This window comes from Pseudescherichia vulneris NBRC 102420 (assembly GCF_000759795.1).
In the GTDB taxonomy this organism is placed as follows: domain Bacteria; phylum Pseudomonadota; class Gammaproteobacteria; order Enterobacterales; family Enterobacteriaceae; genus Pseudescherichia; species Pseudescherichia vulneris.
Map to the genome: position 1 here is coordinate 41,458 of NZ_BBMZ01000015.1, position 14,587 is coordinate 56,044.

Annotated in this window: 12 protein-coding genes; 9 read left to right on the forward strand and 3 right to left on the reverse strand. The window is 58.5% G+C overall.

The window, feature by feature from the left end; translation table 11 throughout:
- The first annotated feature begins 55 nt into the window (after nt 1–55).
- Together flgK and flgL are read left to right on the forward strand one after the other, a co-directional pair.
- Complete coding sequence (gene flgK / locus EV102420_RS13900; RefSeq protein WP_042392741.1) at nt 56–1,708, forward strand: flagellar hook-associated protein FlgK; 1,653 nt, start codon at nt 56–58, stop codon at nt 1,706–1,708.
- 14 nt (nt 1,709–1,722) lie between these two features.
- Nucleotides 1,723–2,676 (forward strand): flagellar hook-associated protein FlgL, encoded by a 954-nt coding sequence (gene flgL / locus EV102420_RS13905; RefSeq protein WP_042392991.1) that lies wholly within the window; start codon nt 1,723–1,725, stop codon nt 2,674–2,676.
- A gap of 80 nt (nt 2,677–2,756) precedes the next feature.
- Here the strand turns inward: flgL and EV102420_RS13910 are convergent, their stop codons facing one another.
- Nucleotides 2,757–3,968 (reverse strand): MFS transporter, encoded by a 1,212-nt coding sequence (locus EV102420_RS13910; protein WP_042392744.1) that lies wholly within the window; start codon nt 3,966–3,968, stop codon nt 2,757–2,759.
- A gap of 109 nt (nt 3,969–4,077) precedes the next feature.
- Between EV102420_RS13910 and EV102420_RS13915 the strand changes: the two genes are divergently transcribed.
- Nucleotides 4,078–5,013, forward strand: coding sequence for a LysR family transcriptional regulator (locus tag EV102420_RS13915; protein WP_042392995.1), 936 nt, complete (start codon nt 4,078–4,080; stop codon nt 5,011–5,013).
- Between the two features lie 41 nt (nt 5,014–5,054).
- Here the strand turns inward: EV102420_RS13915 and rne are convergent, their stop codons facing one another.
- A complete protein-coding gene (rne, locus tag EV102420_RS13920; protein ID WP_042392746.1) occupies nt 5,055–8,399 on the reverse strand; it encodes a ribonuclease E in 3,345 nt (1,114 codons plus the stop codon).
- Between the two features lie 567 nt (nt 8,400–8,966).
- On the opposite strand from rne, the gene rluC reads away from it, so the two are divergent.
- Nucleotides 8,967–9,914: a 23S rRNA pseudouridine(955/2504/2580) synthase RluC gene (rluC, locus tag EV102420_RS13925; RefSeq protein ID WP_042392749.1), complete on the forward strand. Its 948-nt coding sequence runs from the start codon at nt 8,967–8,969 to the stop codon at nt 9,912–9,914.
- 58 nt (nt 9,915–9,972) lie between these two features.
- On the opposite strand, the gene EV102420_RS13930 is transcribed toward rluC, so the two are convergent.
- Complete coding sequence (locus EV102420_RS13930; protein ID WP_042392751.1) at nt 9,973–10,557, reverse strand: Maf family protein; 585 nt, start codon at nt 10,555–10,557, stop codon at nt 9,973–9,975.
- Between the two features lie 141 nt (nt 10,558–10,698).
- Here EV102420_RS13930 and yceD point away from each other — a divergent pair, with 141 nt between their 5' ends.
- The 5 genes from yceD (at nt 10,699) to fabD (ending at nt 14,584) form a co-directional block, all read left to right on the forward strand.
- Nucleotides 10,699–11,220 (forward strand): 23S rRNA accumulation protein YceD, encoded by a 522-nt coding sequence (gene yceD, locus EV102420_RS13935; RefSeq protein WP_042392753.1) that lies wholly within the window; start codon nt 10,699–10,701, stop codon nt 11,218–11,220.
- Between the two features lie 48 nt (nt 11,221–11,268).
- The gene (gene rpmF / locus EV102420_RS13940; RefSeq protein WP_042392755.1) at nt 11,269–11,442 is read left to right on the forward strand and encodes a 50S ribosomal protein L32; all 174 of its coding nucleotides are present in this window, start codon (nt 11,269–11,271) and stop codon (nt 11,440–11,442) included.
- Between the two features lie 200 nt (nt 11,443–11,642).
- On the forward strand, nt 11,643–12,677 hold the full coding sequence (gene plsX, locus EV102420_RS13945) for a phosphate acyltransferase PlsX (RefSeq protein ID WP_106403935.1): 1,035 nt from the start codon (nt 11,643–11,645) through the stop codon (nt 12,675–12,677).
- A gap of 6 nt (nt 12,678–12,683) precedes the next feature.
- Nucleotides 12,684–13,637, forward strand: a complete 954-nt coding sequence (locus EV102420_RS13950) for a beta-ketoacyl-ACP synthase III (RefSeq protein ID WP_042392759.1) — start codon at nt 12,684–12,686, stop codon at nt 13,635–13,637.
- Nucleotides 13,638–13,654: 17 nt separating this feature from the next.
- Nucleotides 13,655–14,584: an ACP S-malonyltransferase gene (gene fabD, locus EV102420_RS13955; RefSeq protein WP_042392761.1), complete on the forward strand. Its 930-nt coding sequence runs from the start codon at nt 13,655–13,657 to the stop codon at nt 14,582–14,584.
- The last annotated feature ends 3 nt before the right edge of the window (nt 14,585–14,587 follow it).

Consider the following 14,587-nt stretch of genomic DNA (forward strand, 5'->3'; position numbering starts at 1 on the left):
GCGCTGCCGATAATCGTTAGCAGGACTTATGTCTAAAAGTGTATAAGGAATCTCCATGTCCAGTAGCTTGATTAACAGCGCCATGAGCGGGCTGAATGCAGCCCAGGCCGCGTTGAATACCGTCAGTAATAACATCTCCAGTTATAACGTCGCGGGTTATACCCGTCAGACGACGGTGCTGGCACAGGCAAACAGTACGCTGGGTGCAGGCGGTTGGGTTGGCAACGGGGTGAACGTCACCGGCGTCCAGCGCGAATATGATGCCTTCATCACCAATCAGCTGCGCGCCGCGCAGACTCAGAGCAGCGGCCTGACCACGCGCTATGAGCAGATGTCCAAAATTGATGACATGCTCTCTGGCTCGACGAACACCCTGGCCACCACCATGCAGGGCTTCTTCACCAGCCTGCAAACGCTGGTCAGCAACGCAGAAGATCCGGCCTCCCGCCAGACGCTGCTGGGCAAAGCCGACGGGCTGGTGAACCAGTTCAAGGTGACCGATCAGTATCTGCGCGATCAGGATAAGCAGGTTAACCTGTCTATCTCCTCCAGCGTGGATCAGATCAACAACTACACCACCCAGATCGCTAACCTTAACGATCAGATTTCCCGCTTGACCGGCGTGGGCGCAGGCTCTTCGCCAAACAACCTGCTGGATCAGCGCGATCAGCTGGTGAGCGAGCTCAACAAGATCGTTGGCGTAGAAGTGAGCGTTCAGGACGGCGGCACCTATAACATCAGCATGGCTAATGGCTACACCCTGGTTCAGGGCAGCTCTTCGCGTCAGCTGGCTGCCGTGCCGTCCAGCGCCGATCCGTCCCGCACCACCGTGGCCTACGTTGATGCCACCGCGGGCAACGTGGAGATCCCAGAGAAGCTGCTCAACAGCGGCTCCCTCGGTGGGCTGATGACCTTCCGCAGCCAGAACCTCGACCAGACCCGCAACTCGCTGGGCCAGCTGGCGCTCTCCTTTGCTGACGCCTTCAACGCCCAGCATGCCAAAGGCTATGACGCTAACGGCGACAAGGGCGGCGACTTCTTTACCATTGGATCGCCTTCTACGCTGAGCAACGCGCGCAATACCGGCGATGCGTCGCTGACCACCACGGTAAGCGACAGCAGCAAGGTGCAGGCGACCGACTATAAGGTGGCATACGACGGCTCTAAGTGGCAGGTGACTCGCCTGTCAGACAACACCTCGTTTACCGCCACGCCGGATGCTAACGACGGCAGCCTGAACTTTGACGGCCTGAAGGTCAACATCAGTGCCACCAACGGCGCGGGCAATAACGACAGCTTTATTATCAAGCCGACGGCCAACGCCATCGTCAATATGGATCTGGCCTTCAAGGACGAGTCAAAAATTGCCATGGCGGCGTCGGCCACCAGCGGCGATAGCGATAACGTCAACGGCCAGGCGCTGCTGGATCTGCAAAAAAGCAAGAGCGTTGGCGGCAACAAGAGCTTCAACGATGCCTATGCCGCGCTGGTCAGTACCGTGGGCAGCACCACGGCCACGCTGAAGAGCAGCAGCACGACCCAGGATAACGTGGTCACTCAGCTGAGCAACCAGCAGCAGTCTATCTCCGGCGTTAACCTTGACGAAGAGTACGGTAACCTTCAGCGTTACCAGCAATATTATCTCGCAAACGCACAGGTTTTACAGACGGCGAGCTCGCTGTTTGATGCGTTACTGAACATCCGCTAAGCAAGAGGTTAATGATGCGCGTTAGCACTCAGATGATGTATGAACAAAACATGCGTGGTGTCACCAGTTCGCAGAGCAAGTGGCTAGCCTACGGTGAGCAGATGTCTACCGGCAAGCGCGTCAACCGTGCTTCCGACGACCCTATCGCCGCCTCGCAGGCGGTGGTGCTCTCTCAGGCCCAGGCGCAGAACAGCCAGTATCAGCTGGCCCGCACCTTCGCAACGCAGAAAGTCTCGCTGGAAGACAGCATCCTGGATCAGGTCTCTACCGCGATCCAGTCGGCCCAGTCCAAGGTCATTAACAGCGGCAACGGCTCCCTGAGCGATGATGACCGTGCCTCGCTGGCAACCGATCTGCAGGGTATTCGTGACCAGATCATGAACCTTGCCAACAGTACTGACGGTAACGGTCGCTATATCTTTGGCGGCTATAAAACCGAAAGCGCACCGTTCAATCAGGCCAACGGTCAGTACGGTGGCGGTGCGCAGCCGATTACCCAGCAGGTAGACGCCGCACGTTCAATGGTGATTGCCCACACCGGCACCCAGGTTTTTGACAGCGTGACCAGCAACGCGGTACCCGAGCCGGACGGCACCGCCCCGGAAACGAACCTGTTTGCCATGCTGGACTCGGCCATTGCCGCGCTGAAGACTCCGGTAAGCGGGGATGAAACGGCCCAGACCAAGGCGCAAGAGGTGATGGATAAAACCAACCGCGGCCTGCGCAATTCTCTTAACAACGTTCTGGCCGTGCGTGCCGAAGTCGGGACCCAGCTTAATGAGCTGGACAACCTTGACACGCTGGGTACCGATCGCGCCCTGGGCCAGACCCAGCAGATGAGCGATCTGGTTGACGTTGACTGGAATGCGGCTATCTCCTCCTACACCATGCAGCAGGCGGCGCTACAGGCATCCTATAAAGCGTTTTCCGATATGCAGGGCATGTCGCTGTTCCAGATTAACTCTTAATAAAAAGAAAACCTGTCCGGTTAAATGGACAGGTATGAGCTCTCTTTGCAGGCCGCCCTCATTGACCGGGGCGGCTTTTTTTATCCAACGTTGACTACCGCTGCGCGACGCGTACCGGCTGTCAGGCGGATTGTCAGGGCAATAATTCCTGAGACCGTCGCCAGGGCCACAACGCCAGGCCAGCCCGCCATAGTGTAGATTTTACTGCCGAGGGCCGAGCCAGCCGCCATGCCGATAAACACCATGGTAAACAGCAGCGCATTGAGACGACCCCGCGCCTGCGGCTCCAGGCTATAAACCAGATTCTGGTGAGCCACCAGGCTCGACTGTAGTCCCAGATCGAAACCTACCGCCGCAATCGCAATCACCACCAGCTGCATCTGGGTTGAGAGCAGCGGCAGGGCAAACATCAGCGCAAAGGAGAGGGTTACCAACGCCGCACCCAGCTGGGTGACTTTCGCTGCCCCGACCCGGTCGGCCAGGCCACCGGCCAGCGGTGCAGCCAGCGCACCCGCCGCGCCAGCAATCCCGAAGGTGCCTGCTACCGCGCTGCCCAGGTGAAAACGATCCAGCAGCATGACTGCGAGGGTAGACCAGAAGGCGCTAAAGGCCACCGAGAGGAAACCTTGTGCCAGCGCGGCGCTGCGCAGGGCAGGGTAGCGCACCCACAGCTGGGCGACAGAGCGCATCAGCGCCGGATAGCTGAGGTTGGAGTGGGTAGCAAAGCGCGGCAGCACCGCCCACATCACGACGCCAATAAACGCAATGCTCGCCGCCGCTAGCTGGTACATCACTCGCCAGCCAAAGGCCGCCCCCACGAAGCCGCTTACCGTCCGGGAGAGCAGGATCCCCAGCAGCAGGCCGGTCATCACGGTGCCGACGGTTTTTCCCTGTTTACCTTCCGGGGCAAGGATCGCGGCGGCAGGTACGATATCCTGCGCCATCGTGGCGGCCATCCCCAGCAGCAGGCTTACCGCCAGCAGGGTATTGAGATGGCTGGTCAGGCTACAGGCCAGCAGGAAGAGGGCCAGCGCGGCACATTTCACCAGGATCAGCATTCGGCGATCGTAGCGGTCCCCCAGCGGCAGCAGGAACAGAATGCCCAGCGCGTAGCCCGCCTGAGTCAGCGTCGGCACGAGCCCCATGCCGTTAACGGTTAAATGGAGATCGCGACCCATCAGCGGCAGCAGAGGCTGAGCATAATAGATGGCGGCAACGCTGAATCCGGCTCCCATCGCCAGGATAAAGATAATCCAGCGCGGTACGTCAAAAGGTGATGCCTGGCGGTTCATAATAGAGTCCTCAAAGGGGGTGTGAAGACATTTTTGCTGAAGATGGCGTGACGCGGTAGCCGGTCCAATGGTAAAAGAGCTATACGCGAAACGTATAGGCAAAAATAAAATGAAGCGAACTGAACGTATAGACAGGGTCGATCTGATGCACACTTTTGTCCGCATCGTTGAGAGCGGCTCCCTGTCTGCCGCCGCGAGGCTGCTGGAAACCACCCAGGCTACGGTAAGCCGTCGTCTTCAGTCGCTGGAGGCGCTGCTAGGGGTCAAGCTGATCCTGCGCACCACCCACGCCATGAAGCTGACTGATGACGGCGAACGCTGCTTCCAGCATGCGAGGCGGCTGCTTTCGGCCTGGTCCACCCTTGAGGATGAGGTAAGTCACGCCGGAGATGAACCGGTCGGTACGCTGCGGGTGCGCGCTCCGCACGCCTTCGGCCAGGAGCAACTGCTCGCGCCGCTGACCCGCTTTCTGAGCCAGCATCCGCAGCTTTCGGTGGAGTGGATGCTGAACGATAAAAACGTCGATTTTCTAAGCGCTAACATCGACTGCGCTATTCGCGTCGGCGCGGAGATCGATCCGAGTACGGTGTCGGTGCTGTTGGCGGAGGTGCCACGCAGCGTCGTGATTGCGCCTGCGCTGCTTGCTCACTCCCCAGCCGTGACCGGGCCGCAGCAGCTGGCGGCGCTGCCGTGGGTGGCGCTCAGTACTTTCTATCAGCACAGTATCAGCCTGACCGATACCGCCGGGGCGGTTGAGCAGGTGACTATTGCCCCACGGCTCTATACCGACAGCCTCTACGTTGCGCGTAGTACGGCCCTGCAAGGATTAGGCGCGGTGATTATCTCAAGCTGGGCGGTGGCGGAAGATGTACGTGAAGGGAGGCTGGTCAGACTGCTGCCCGACTGGGAGCCGGCCCCGCTGCCGGTGCATCTGGTCTATCCGTGGGCACGTTACTATCCAGCCCGGCTGCGGGCCTTTTTGCAAATGATGCGCGAGGCGGTTCCCGGCATCACCGGAATGCGCCTTCCCGCCACCGGGGCATAAAAAAACCGACCCGGAGGTCGGCTTTTTACTCGCAGAGCGCGTTACTCAGGCTGCTGCGGGCGTGTTGCCGGGGCGGTAGCCTGATGGCTAGCGCTATGGCCGCCCGCAGAACCTTTACCATCGAAATCAAACGCCGGGCGAACCCAATCGCTGTGACGCGGTGGCTCAGGAACGTATTCCGGGGCCGGGGCACGGGTCATCGGCGCGGTGGCAAAGCTGTGCAGCGGCTTAGCGGCAACAGGTTCAGCGGCAGCGGCCGGTTTAACCGCCGCGGCAGGCTTAACGTCTGCTTCCGGCTTCGGCTCGACAGCGGGTTTCGCTTCTGGCTGCGGCTGGGCTTCAACCACAGGCTGCGCTTCCACGGCTGGCTTCGCCTCAACTTCAGGCTGGGCTTCAACTTCTGGCTTAGTCTCAACGACCGGCTCAACGGCTTTTACTTCTTCCACTTCTTCAGCGGGCTCGGCGATCTCAGCGATGTGCTCAGCAACCGGCACGTCTTCCGGGGCGATCAGCTGCGGCTGCTCGTCAACCGGCGTCTCAATCGCTTCAGGATGCGTGGTGTCCACTGCGGCAGGCTGCGGCTCGCTTACGATAGCTTCCGGCTCGACGACGGTAGGTTCAACGGCTGTCGGTTCAACTGCTGTCGGTTCAACTACAGCAGGTTCAGCGCTAACGGATGCCGCAATCGGCTCTGCTACTGGCTCAACGATCGGCTGCTGGATAGCTTCCGGTGCGGTCTCAACGGTGGTCTCATCCTGTACCGGCTCGATGTTCTGAGCGACCGGGTAGCGGATCCACACTTTACCTGACGCCATTTCCGGCGATGCACAGGCTACGGTCAGCGGCATCGGGGACTGGGTCGGGTAGCGCTCGTCACGGTAGCGACGACGGCGCTGGCCGCTGACGCGCAGGTGACGCGGCGAACGACGTGAGCGACGCGGCATCCCGGCGTTATCACGATTCTCGCTGGACTCTTCCTGCTCCTGAACCGGCTGCTCAACAACCGCAGGCAGATCGACCTTCGCCAGCTCGGTATGAGATGCCTGGGCATCCGTCATCGGCGTCGCGGCAGCGATCTCATCAACAGCAGCATCGGCGGACGGTGCAGACTCAAAACGCACCTTCTGGCTCAGCTGGCGCTGTTTACGGCGCGGCATCACCTGAACGCGATCGTCCTGTTCCACTTCGACTTCCGGGGCTGGCTGCTCTTCGCGGTTCAGCACTTTAACTTCTTGCTGAGCCTGACGTTTCTCGTCGTTACGGCGACGGTTGCGCTCGCGGCGTGACTGCTGCTGCTCATCGCGGGATTTAGACTTATCCGCGTCCTCAACAACGGCCTGCGGCTGGCGGACTTCGCGGACTTCACCGTTCGGCTGCTGTTTTTCACGGCGGCCACGACGATTCTCGTCACGCTCACGGTTGTCGCGGTTATCACGATTGTCGCGGTTATCACGGCCTTCGCGCGCTTCAGCGCCTTCGCTACGGCTGTCGCGACGTTCGTTACGATCGCCACGGTCTCCGCGCTCGTTGCGGTCACGGCGGTTGTTCTGGCGCGGCTTACGACGCTCCTGGGAACGGGCCGGTTTCTCTTCTTTAACTTCTTCTTCCGCTTTAACCTCTACCGGCTGGCTGGCAGGCTCGCTGGCGAACACCTTCTTCAGGGCGCCAAAGAGACGGCCCAGCAGGCCTGTTTCCGCCGGAGCGGCAGGCTGTGCAGCGGCTGGCTGTGCTTTTTCTTCAACAACCGGCGCAGACTGTGGCGCAGGTGCTGGCGGAATGTCAGGCATCACGAAGGTGGCCAGCGCAGGCTGTTCAGGCTGTTTGCGCTCGGCGTACTCCTCTTCGGACGGCAGGGCCATCGCCTCTTCATGCAGCTTCGGCAGCTTGTAGCTCAGCGTCGAGGTCTCTTCGCCTTTACGCACGCGCAGCACGGAGTAGTGCGGGGTTTCCATCTGGTCGTTCGGTACGATAACGCACTTAATGCCGCCCTGACGCGCTTCGATCGCGCTTACCGCGGCGCGTTTTTCGTTAAGCAGGTAGGAGGCAATCGGCACGGGAACAATCGCGTGAACTTCCTGGGTGTTCTCCTTCAGCGCTTCCTCTTCGATCAGGCGCAGAATAGAGAGCGACAGGGATTCGTTGTCACGGATGGTGCCGGTACCGCTACAGCGCGGGCAGACGTGATGGCTGGACTCGCCGAGAGACGGGCTCAGACGCTGGCGGGACATCTCCAGCAGGCCGAAGCGAGAAATATGGCTGATCTGGATACGGGCACGATCCTGGCGCACGGCTTCACGCAGGCGGTTTTCAACCGCGCGCTGGTGGCGAACCGGGGTCATGTCGATAAAGTCGATAACGATCAGGCCGCCAAGGTCGCGCAGGCGCAGCTGGCGGGCGATTTCATCAGCCGCTTCCAGGTTGGTGTTAAACGCCGTCTCTTCGATATCGCCGCCGCGGGTTGCGCGGGCTGAGTTGATATCAATCGCGGTCAGCGCTTCGGTGGAGTCGATAACGATAGAGCCGCCAGACGGCAGACGCACTTCACGCTGGAAGGCGGATTCAATCTGCGATTCGATCTGGTAGTGGCTGAACAGCGGGATCTCACCGGTGTAGAGTTTGATTTTGCTGCTGAAGTCAGGACGGCCCAGCGCAGCAATATGCTGGCGTGCCATCTCCATCACTTTCGGGTTGTCGATGAGGATCTCACCGATATCCTGGCGCAGATAGTCGCGGAAGGCGCGAACGATAACATTGCTCTCCTGGTGGATCAGGAACGGAGCAGGGCGGTTTTCAGCGGCTTTCTTAATCGCTTCCCAGTGCTTCAGGCGGAAGCTTAAGTCCCACTGCAGCGCTTCGGCAGATTTGCCTACGCCTGCGGTACGCACGATAAGCCCCATGCCATCCGGCATCTCCAGGCTTGCCAGCGCCTCTTTCAGCTCGGTACGGTCATCGCCTTCAATACGGCGAGAGATGCCGCCCGCGCGCGGGTTGTTTGGCATCAGAACCAGATAGCTACCGGCCAGGCTGATAAAGGTGGTTAAGGCTGCGCCTTTATTACCGCGCTCTTCTTTGTCAATCTGGACAATGACCTCCTGGCCTTCGCGCAGCACATCTTTGATGTTCGGGCGGCCATGGGCACTGTAGTTAGCAGGGAAGTATTCGCGGGAGATCTCTTTCAGAGGTAGGAAACCGTGACGCTCAGCACCGTAGTCAACAAATGCGGCTTCAAGGCTCGGTTCAATACGGGTAATTTTACCTTTGTAGATGTTCGCTTTTTTCTGTTCGTGTCCCGGGCTTTCGATATCCAGGTCGTACAGGCGCTGCCCATCAACAAGGGCGACGCGCAACTCTTCCTGCTGAGTTGCGTTAATTAACATTCTTTTCATCGTAACTTACTCATTATTCTTACATTGACGACTAGGCTGCGGGCATAGTTAACGCCTTTCCGGGGTGAACCGATGGCCTCGTGTCTGTTCACGTCGCCAACCTCACGGTTATCGCACGCTTAAGAGGCGCAGAGTGTCGGTTGCCTGTATTTCATACGGAAAAACAGCGCAATTATCAGGGGAACTGCCTGGGTATTACTCTCCAGGGTCGATCCCTCTACCGGTAAGGACTGCAACCCGCAGCCCGCTAAGTGCCTGAAGGATCAATACGTCTTACGCCATTGCTGCGTGGATGATCGGACAGGCAAAACTGGTCATTCCGCAAATTTCCTTGTTTAACAAGATTCAAGCGGAAAACAGCCTCATTATTCCTTGCTAAATCTGTTATAGCAAGATGACTTTTGCCATTTATCACCCGGTTACTAACAGTTTTTTCACGTTTGCCCAGGGATTGTTCTAAAACCCAGCGAAAAGCGTGATGACGGTCAACATGACACCGGTAGAGATAAATATAAGCACATAAAAATGAGTGGCGCGAATCGGGCAGGGCTTTTAGAATCGCCCCCCATGAAAACTGAGACTCCATCCGTAAGAATTGTTGCTATCGCGGCCGACGACGCCGGGCAACGCATCGATAACTTTTTGCGCACCCAGCTGAAGGGCGTGCCGAAAAGTATGATTTACCGCATCCTGCGTAAAGGCGAAGTGCGGGTTAACAAGAAGCGCGTGAAGCCCGAGTATAAGCTGGAGGGCGGGGATGAGGTGCGTATCCCGCCGGTGCGCGTCGCCGAGCGCGAAGAGGAGGCGGTGTCGCCGCATCTGAATAAGGTGGCGGCGCTGGCGGATGTCATCCTTTATGAAGACGATCATATTCTGGTGCTGAATAAGCCGTCAGGCACTGCCGTCCACGGCGGCAGCGGGCTGAGCTTTGGCGTCATTGAAGGCCTGCGCGCTCTGCGCCCGGAAGCGCGCTTCCTGGAGCTGGTACACCGTCTGGACCGGGATACCTCCGGCGTGCTGCTGGTGGCCAAAAAGCGTTCGGCGCTGCGTGCTCTGCATGAGCAGCTGCGTGATAAAGGCATGCAAAAAGATTACCTGGCGCTGGTGCGCGGCCAGTGGCAGTCGCATGTTAAAGCAGTCCAGGCGCCGCTACTGAAAAATATTCTGCAGAGCGGGGAGCGGATCGTCCGCGTGAATAGCGAAGGCAAACCGTCGGAGACGCGCTTTAAGGTAGAAGAGCGCTATGCCTTTGCTACCCTGGTGCGCTGTAGCCCGATTACCGGCCGTACCCACCAGATCCGCGTCCATACTCAGCACGCCGGGCATCCCATCGCTTTTGACGATCGCTACGGTGACCGCGAGTTTGATAAGCAGCTGGCAGGCACCGGATTAAACCGTCTCTTCCTGCACGCGGCGGCGCTGAAGTTTACCCATCCGGGAACCGGCGAAACCCTGCGTATTGAAGCCCCATTGGATGAGCAGCTCAAACGCTGCCTGAAGGTGTTGCGCGGGTAACGTAACGCCCGGCGGCGCAAGCTGGCCGGGCCTACAAAATCGTACCGCCGGACGTTATTTACATCAGTAACGGATTCGCATGCTCCCGGCGTAACATCTGGCACAGCGCAATCAGCGGCAGCCCCACCAACGTATTCGGATCCCGGCCCTCCAGGCGATCAAACAGCGCAATCCCCAATCCTTCGCTTTTAAAGCTGCCGGCGCAGTTCAGCGGCCGCTCCTTACGCAGATAGTCGTTGATCTCCTGCTCGCTCAGGTGGCGGAAGTGGACGTCAAACGGCTCGCACTCGGTTTGCAGATGGCCGGTGGTGGAGTTATAGAGCGCCAGCCCGGTATAGAAGGTGATGATATTGCCCCGCGCTTTCATCAGCTGCTGGAAGGCTTTCTCCTCCGTTAACGGCTTGCCGGTGATCTCTCCGTCCAGCACGCAGACCTGGTCGGAGCCAATAATCAGATGGTTAGGGTAGCGCTCCGCCAGCGACTGGGCTTTGGCCTGCGCCAGACGCAGCACCAGGTGACGCGGAGATTCGCCAGGCTCTGGGGTCTCATCCACGTCCGGCGCGGCGCACTCGAAGGCAATGCCGAGTTTTTCCAGCAGCGCGCGGCGGTAAGGAGACGTGGACGCAAGAATAATATTCGACATATTTTTTCCACCCTATATGGCATAACGAGGTCAGGCATTTTAAACTACAGGCCGCAATGTGTGCGAATAATTGGCAAAAGGCAATCACAGACTGCCTTTTTCTTTGACTCCAGAACGTTACAAAGTTAATATGCGCGCCCTATGCAAAAGGTAAAATTACCCCTGACTCTTGATCCGGTTCGTACCGCTCAAAAACGCCTTGATTACGAGGGTGTATACACTCGTGAGCAGGCCGAGCGCGTCGCTGAATCCGTAGTCAGTGTAGACAGTGATGTGGAATGCTCCATGTCGTTCGCTATCGATAACCAGCGCCTTGCGGTTTTAACCGGCGATGCAAAAGTTTCGGTAACGCTCGAGTGTCAGCGCTGCGGCAAGACATTTGCCCATCAGGTCTACACACAATATTGTTTTAGCCCGATCGTCAAAGACGAGCAGGCCGAAGCACTCCCGGAAGCGTATGAACCGATTCAGGTTAACGAATTCGGTGAAATCGACCTGCTGGCTCTGGTCGAGGATGAAATTATCCTCTCCTTGCCGGTAGTGCCGGTGCATGATTCTGAACACTGTGAAGTGTCCGACGCGGACATGGTCTTTGGTGAACTGCCTGAAGAGGCACAGAAGCCAAACCCATTTGCCGTATTAGCCAGCTTAAAGCGTAAGTAACAGGTTTCTCCGTAGTAATGGAGTTACCGTAATTGAGGAGTAAGGTCCATGGCCGTACAACAAAATAAACCAACCCGTTCCAAACGTGGCATGCGTCGTTCCCATGACGCGCTGACCGCAGTCACCAGCCTGTCTGTAGACAAAACTTCTGGTGAGTCTCACCTGCGTCACCACATGACCGCTGACGGTTTCTACCGCGGTCGCAAGGTTATCACTAAGTAATCACGCTTTACTCAAAGTATTTCGCGTTGCAGGAAGGCGGCAAGTGAGAGAAGCCCCTGAGCATAGATAACTATGCGATTGGGGTGACCGAACGCAGCCAACGCCCCTGCGGCGTGAAAGACGAAGAGTAAAAAGCGTGAGGCTTAGTGAGGGAATCCCCCGTGTTTGCGGGGGTTAACCGAACCAGGCACGACGATACCTTGACACGTCTAACCCTGGCGTTAGATGTCATGGGGGGCGATTTTGGCCCTTCCGTGACAGTGCCTGCAGCATTGCAGGCACTGCATTCTAACCCTCAACTCACACTTCTGTTAGTCGGTCATCCCGACGCTATCACGCCATTACTTGCCAAAGCCGATTTTGATCAGCGCTCGCGCCTGCAGGTTATTCCTGCCCAGTCGGTTATTGCCAGTGATGTCCGTCCCGCCCAGGCCGTGCGCAACAGCCGGGGTAGCTCTATGCGTATCGCGCTGGAGCTGGTCAAAGAGGGGCGCGCCGAGGCCTGCGTCAGCGCAGGCAATACCGGGGCGCTGATGGGGCTGGCTAAGCTACTGCTTAAGCCCATTGACGGTATTGAACGTCCGGCGCTGATGACGGTGCTGCCGCATCAGCAGAAGGGCAGAACCGTGGTGCTGGATCTCGGCGCTAACGTTGACTGTGACAGTACTATGCTGGTGCAGTTCGCCATTATGGGCGCGGTAATGGCCGAAGAGGTCATTGGTATTGAACATCCGCGCGTGGCGCTGCTCAATATCGGCGAAGAAGAGGTCAAAGGCCTTGACAGCATCCGCGATGCCTCGGCGCTGCTAAAATCGATCCCATCGATCAACTATATTGGCTATCTTGAAGCCAATGAGCTGCTCACCGGCAAAACGGACGTGCTGGTCTGCGACGGCTTCACCGGCAACGTGACGTTGAAGACGATGGAAGGCATGGTCAGAATGTTCCTGTCGTTGCTGAAATCGCAGGGCGAGGGCAAAAAACGGTCGTGGTGGCTGCTTTTATTAAAGCGTTGGTTACAAAAAAGCCTGACAAGGCGATTCAGTCACCTCAACCCCGACCAGTATAATGGTGCCTGTCTGTTAGGATTGCGCGGCACGGTGATTAAGAGTCATGGTGCAGCCAATCAGCGCGCGTTTGCTGTCGCGATTGAACAGGCAGTGCAGGCGGTGCAGCGGCACGTCCCCGAACGGATTGCCGCTCGCCTGGAATCTGTGTTACCGGAAAAAGACTGAGCGTATATGTATACGAAGATTAGTGGTACCGGCAGCTACCTGCCCGAGCAAGTGCGAACCAACGCCGATCTGGAAAAGATGGTCGATACCTCTGACGAGTGGATTGTCACCCGCACAGGCATTCGTGAGCGCCGCATTGCCGCCCCGGATGAGACCGTGGCAACCATGGGTTTCGAAGCCGCTAAGCGCGCCATCGACATGGCGGGCATTGATAAAACTGAGATCGGTCTGATCATCGTCGCCACCACCTCGGCGACCCACGCGTTCCCAAGCGCGGCCTGCCAGGTGCAGAGCCTGCTGGAGATCAAAGGCTGCCCGGCATTTGACGTGGCTGCCGCCTGCGCAGGCTTTACCTATGCCCTGAGCATTGCCGATCAGTATGTCAAAAGCGGTGCGGTGAAGCATGCGCTGGTGATCGGCGCTGACGTGCTGGCCCGTACCTGCGATCCCAACGATCGTGGAACCATCATTATCTTCGGTGACGGCGCGGGCGCGGCAGTGCTGAGCGCATCTGAAGAGCAGGGTATCATCTCTACCCATCTGCACGCGGACGGAAGCTACGGCGAGCTGTTAACGCTGCCAAACCTGGATCGCGTCACGCCGGACAGCCCAACCTACCTGACCATGGCGGGTAACGAAGTCTTCAAAGTGGCCGTGACCGAGCTGGCGCACATCGTTGAAGAGACGCTGGCGGCGAACAATATCGATCGCGCCGAGCTGGATTGGCTGGTTCCGCACCAGGCGAACCTGCGCATTATCAGCGCGACGGCAAGAAAGCTGGGTATGGATATGGATAAAGTGGTGGTCACCCTTGACCGTCACGGCAATACCTCTGCGGCGTCGGTGCCTTGTGCGCTGGATGAAGCCGTGCGCGACGGACGTATTAAGCCGGGCCAGCTGGTGCTGCTTGAGGCCTTCGGCGGCGGTTTCACCTGGGGCTCTGCGCTGGTTCGTTTCTAGTATTAAGGATAAATAAGATGACGCAATTTGCTTTTGTGTTCCCGGGACAGGGTTCTCAGACCGTGGGTATGCTGGCCGATGTGGCAGCACAGTTTCCGCTGGTTGAAGAGACGTTCCGTGAAGCTTCTGCGGCGCTGGGATATGACCTGTGGGCACTGACCCAGCAGGGCCCGGCAGAAGAGCTCAATAAAACGTGGCAGACCCAGCCTGCGCTGCTGACGGCGTCCGTCGCACTGTGGCGCGTCTGGCAGCAGCAGGGCGGTAAAACCCCGGCGCTGATGGCAGGCCATAGCCTGGGCGAATACTCTGCGCTGGTGTGCGCGGGCGTGATCGATTTCGCCGATGCCGTACGCCTCGTTGAGCTGCGCGGCAAATTTATGCAGGAAGCGGTACCGGAAGGCACCGGCGGCATGTCGGCGATTATCGGCCTTGACGATGCGGCGATTGCCAAAGCGTGCGAAGAGGCCGCTGAAGGCCAGGTTGTTTCTCCGGTGAACTATAACTCCCCGGGCCAGGTGGTCATCGCCGGGCATAAAGAGGCGGTTGAGCGTGCAGGCGCGGCCTGTAAAGCAGCGGGTGCTAAACGCGCGCTGCCGCTGCCGGTGAGCGTGCCGTCCCACTGCGCGCTGATGAAGCCCGCAGCAGAGAAGCTGGCCGCCGAGCTGGAAAAAATCACCTTCAACGCACCGGCTATTCCGGTGGTGAACAACGTTGACGTGAAGTGCGAAACCACGCCGGAAGCCATCCGTGATGCGCTGGTTCGCCAGCTCTACAGTCCGGTACAGTGGACTAAGAGCGTTGAATTTATCGCTTCTCAGGGCGTTACGCACCTGTATGAAGTCGGTCCGGGCAAAGTGCTTACTGGCCTGACCAAGCGTATTGTTGACACCCTGACCGCCTCGGCCATTAACGAGCCTGCGGCACTGTTAGCGGCGGCTGAGCAATAAAAA

Excerpts from the sequence above, each read along its gene's own strand:
- rluC (WP_042392749.1), top strand. The coding sequence starts at position 8,967 with ATGAAAACTGAGACTCCATCCGTAAGAATTGTTGCTATCGCGGCCGAC.
- yceD (WP_042392753.1), top strand. The coding sequence starts at position 10,699 with ATGCAAAAGGTAAAATTACCCCTGACTCTTGATCCGGTTCGTACCGCT.
- flgK (WP_042392741.1), top strand. The coding sequence starts at position 56 with ATGTCCAGTAGCTTGATTAACAGCGCCATGAGCGGGCTGAATGCAGCC.
- EV102420_RS13950 (WP_042392759.1), top strand. The coding sequence starts at position 12,684 with ATGTATACGAAGATTAGTGGTACCGGCAGCTACCTGCCCGAGCAAGTG.
- EV102420_RS13930 (WP_042392751.1), bottom strand. The coding sequence starts at position 10,557 with ATGTCGAATATTATTCTTGCGTCCACGTCTCCTTACCGCCGCGCGCTG.
- flgL (WP_042392991.1), top strand. The coding sequence starts at position 1,723 with ATGCGCGTTAGCACTCAGATGATGTATGAACAAAACATGCGTGGTGTC.
- EV102420_RS13915 (WP_042392995.1), top strand. The coding sequence starts at position 4,078 with ATGAAGCGAACTGAACGTATAGACAGGGTCGATCTGATGCACACTTTT.
- EV102420_RS13910 (WP_042392744.1), bottom strand. The coding sequence starts at position 3,968 with ATGAACCGCCAGGCATCACCTTTTGACGTACCGCGCTGGATTATCTTT.
- rne (WP_042392746.1), bottom strand. The coding sequence starts at position 8,399 with ATGAAAAGAATGTTAATTAACGCAACTCAGCAGGAAGAGTTGCGCGTC.
- rpmF (WP_042392755.1), top strand. The coding sequence starts at position 11,269 with ATGGCCGTACAACAAAATAAACCAACCCGTTCCAAACGTGGCATGCGT.
- fabD (WP_042392761.1), top strand. The coding sequence starts at position 13,655 with ATGACGCAATTTGCTTTTGTGTTCCCGGGACAGGGTTCTCAGACCGTG.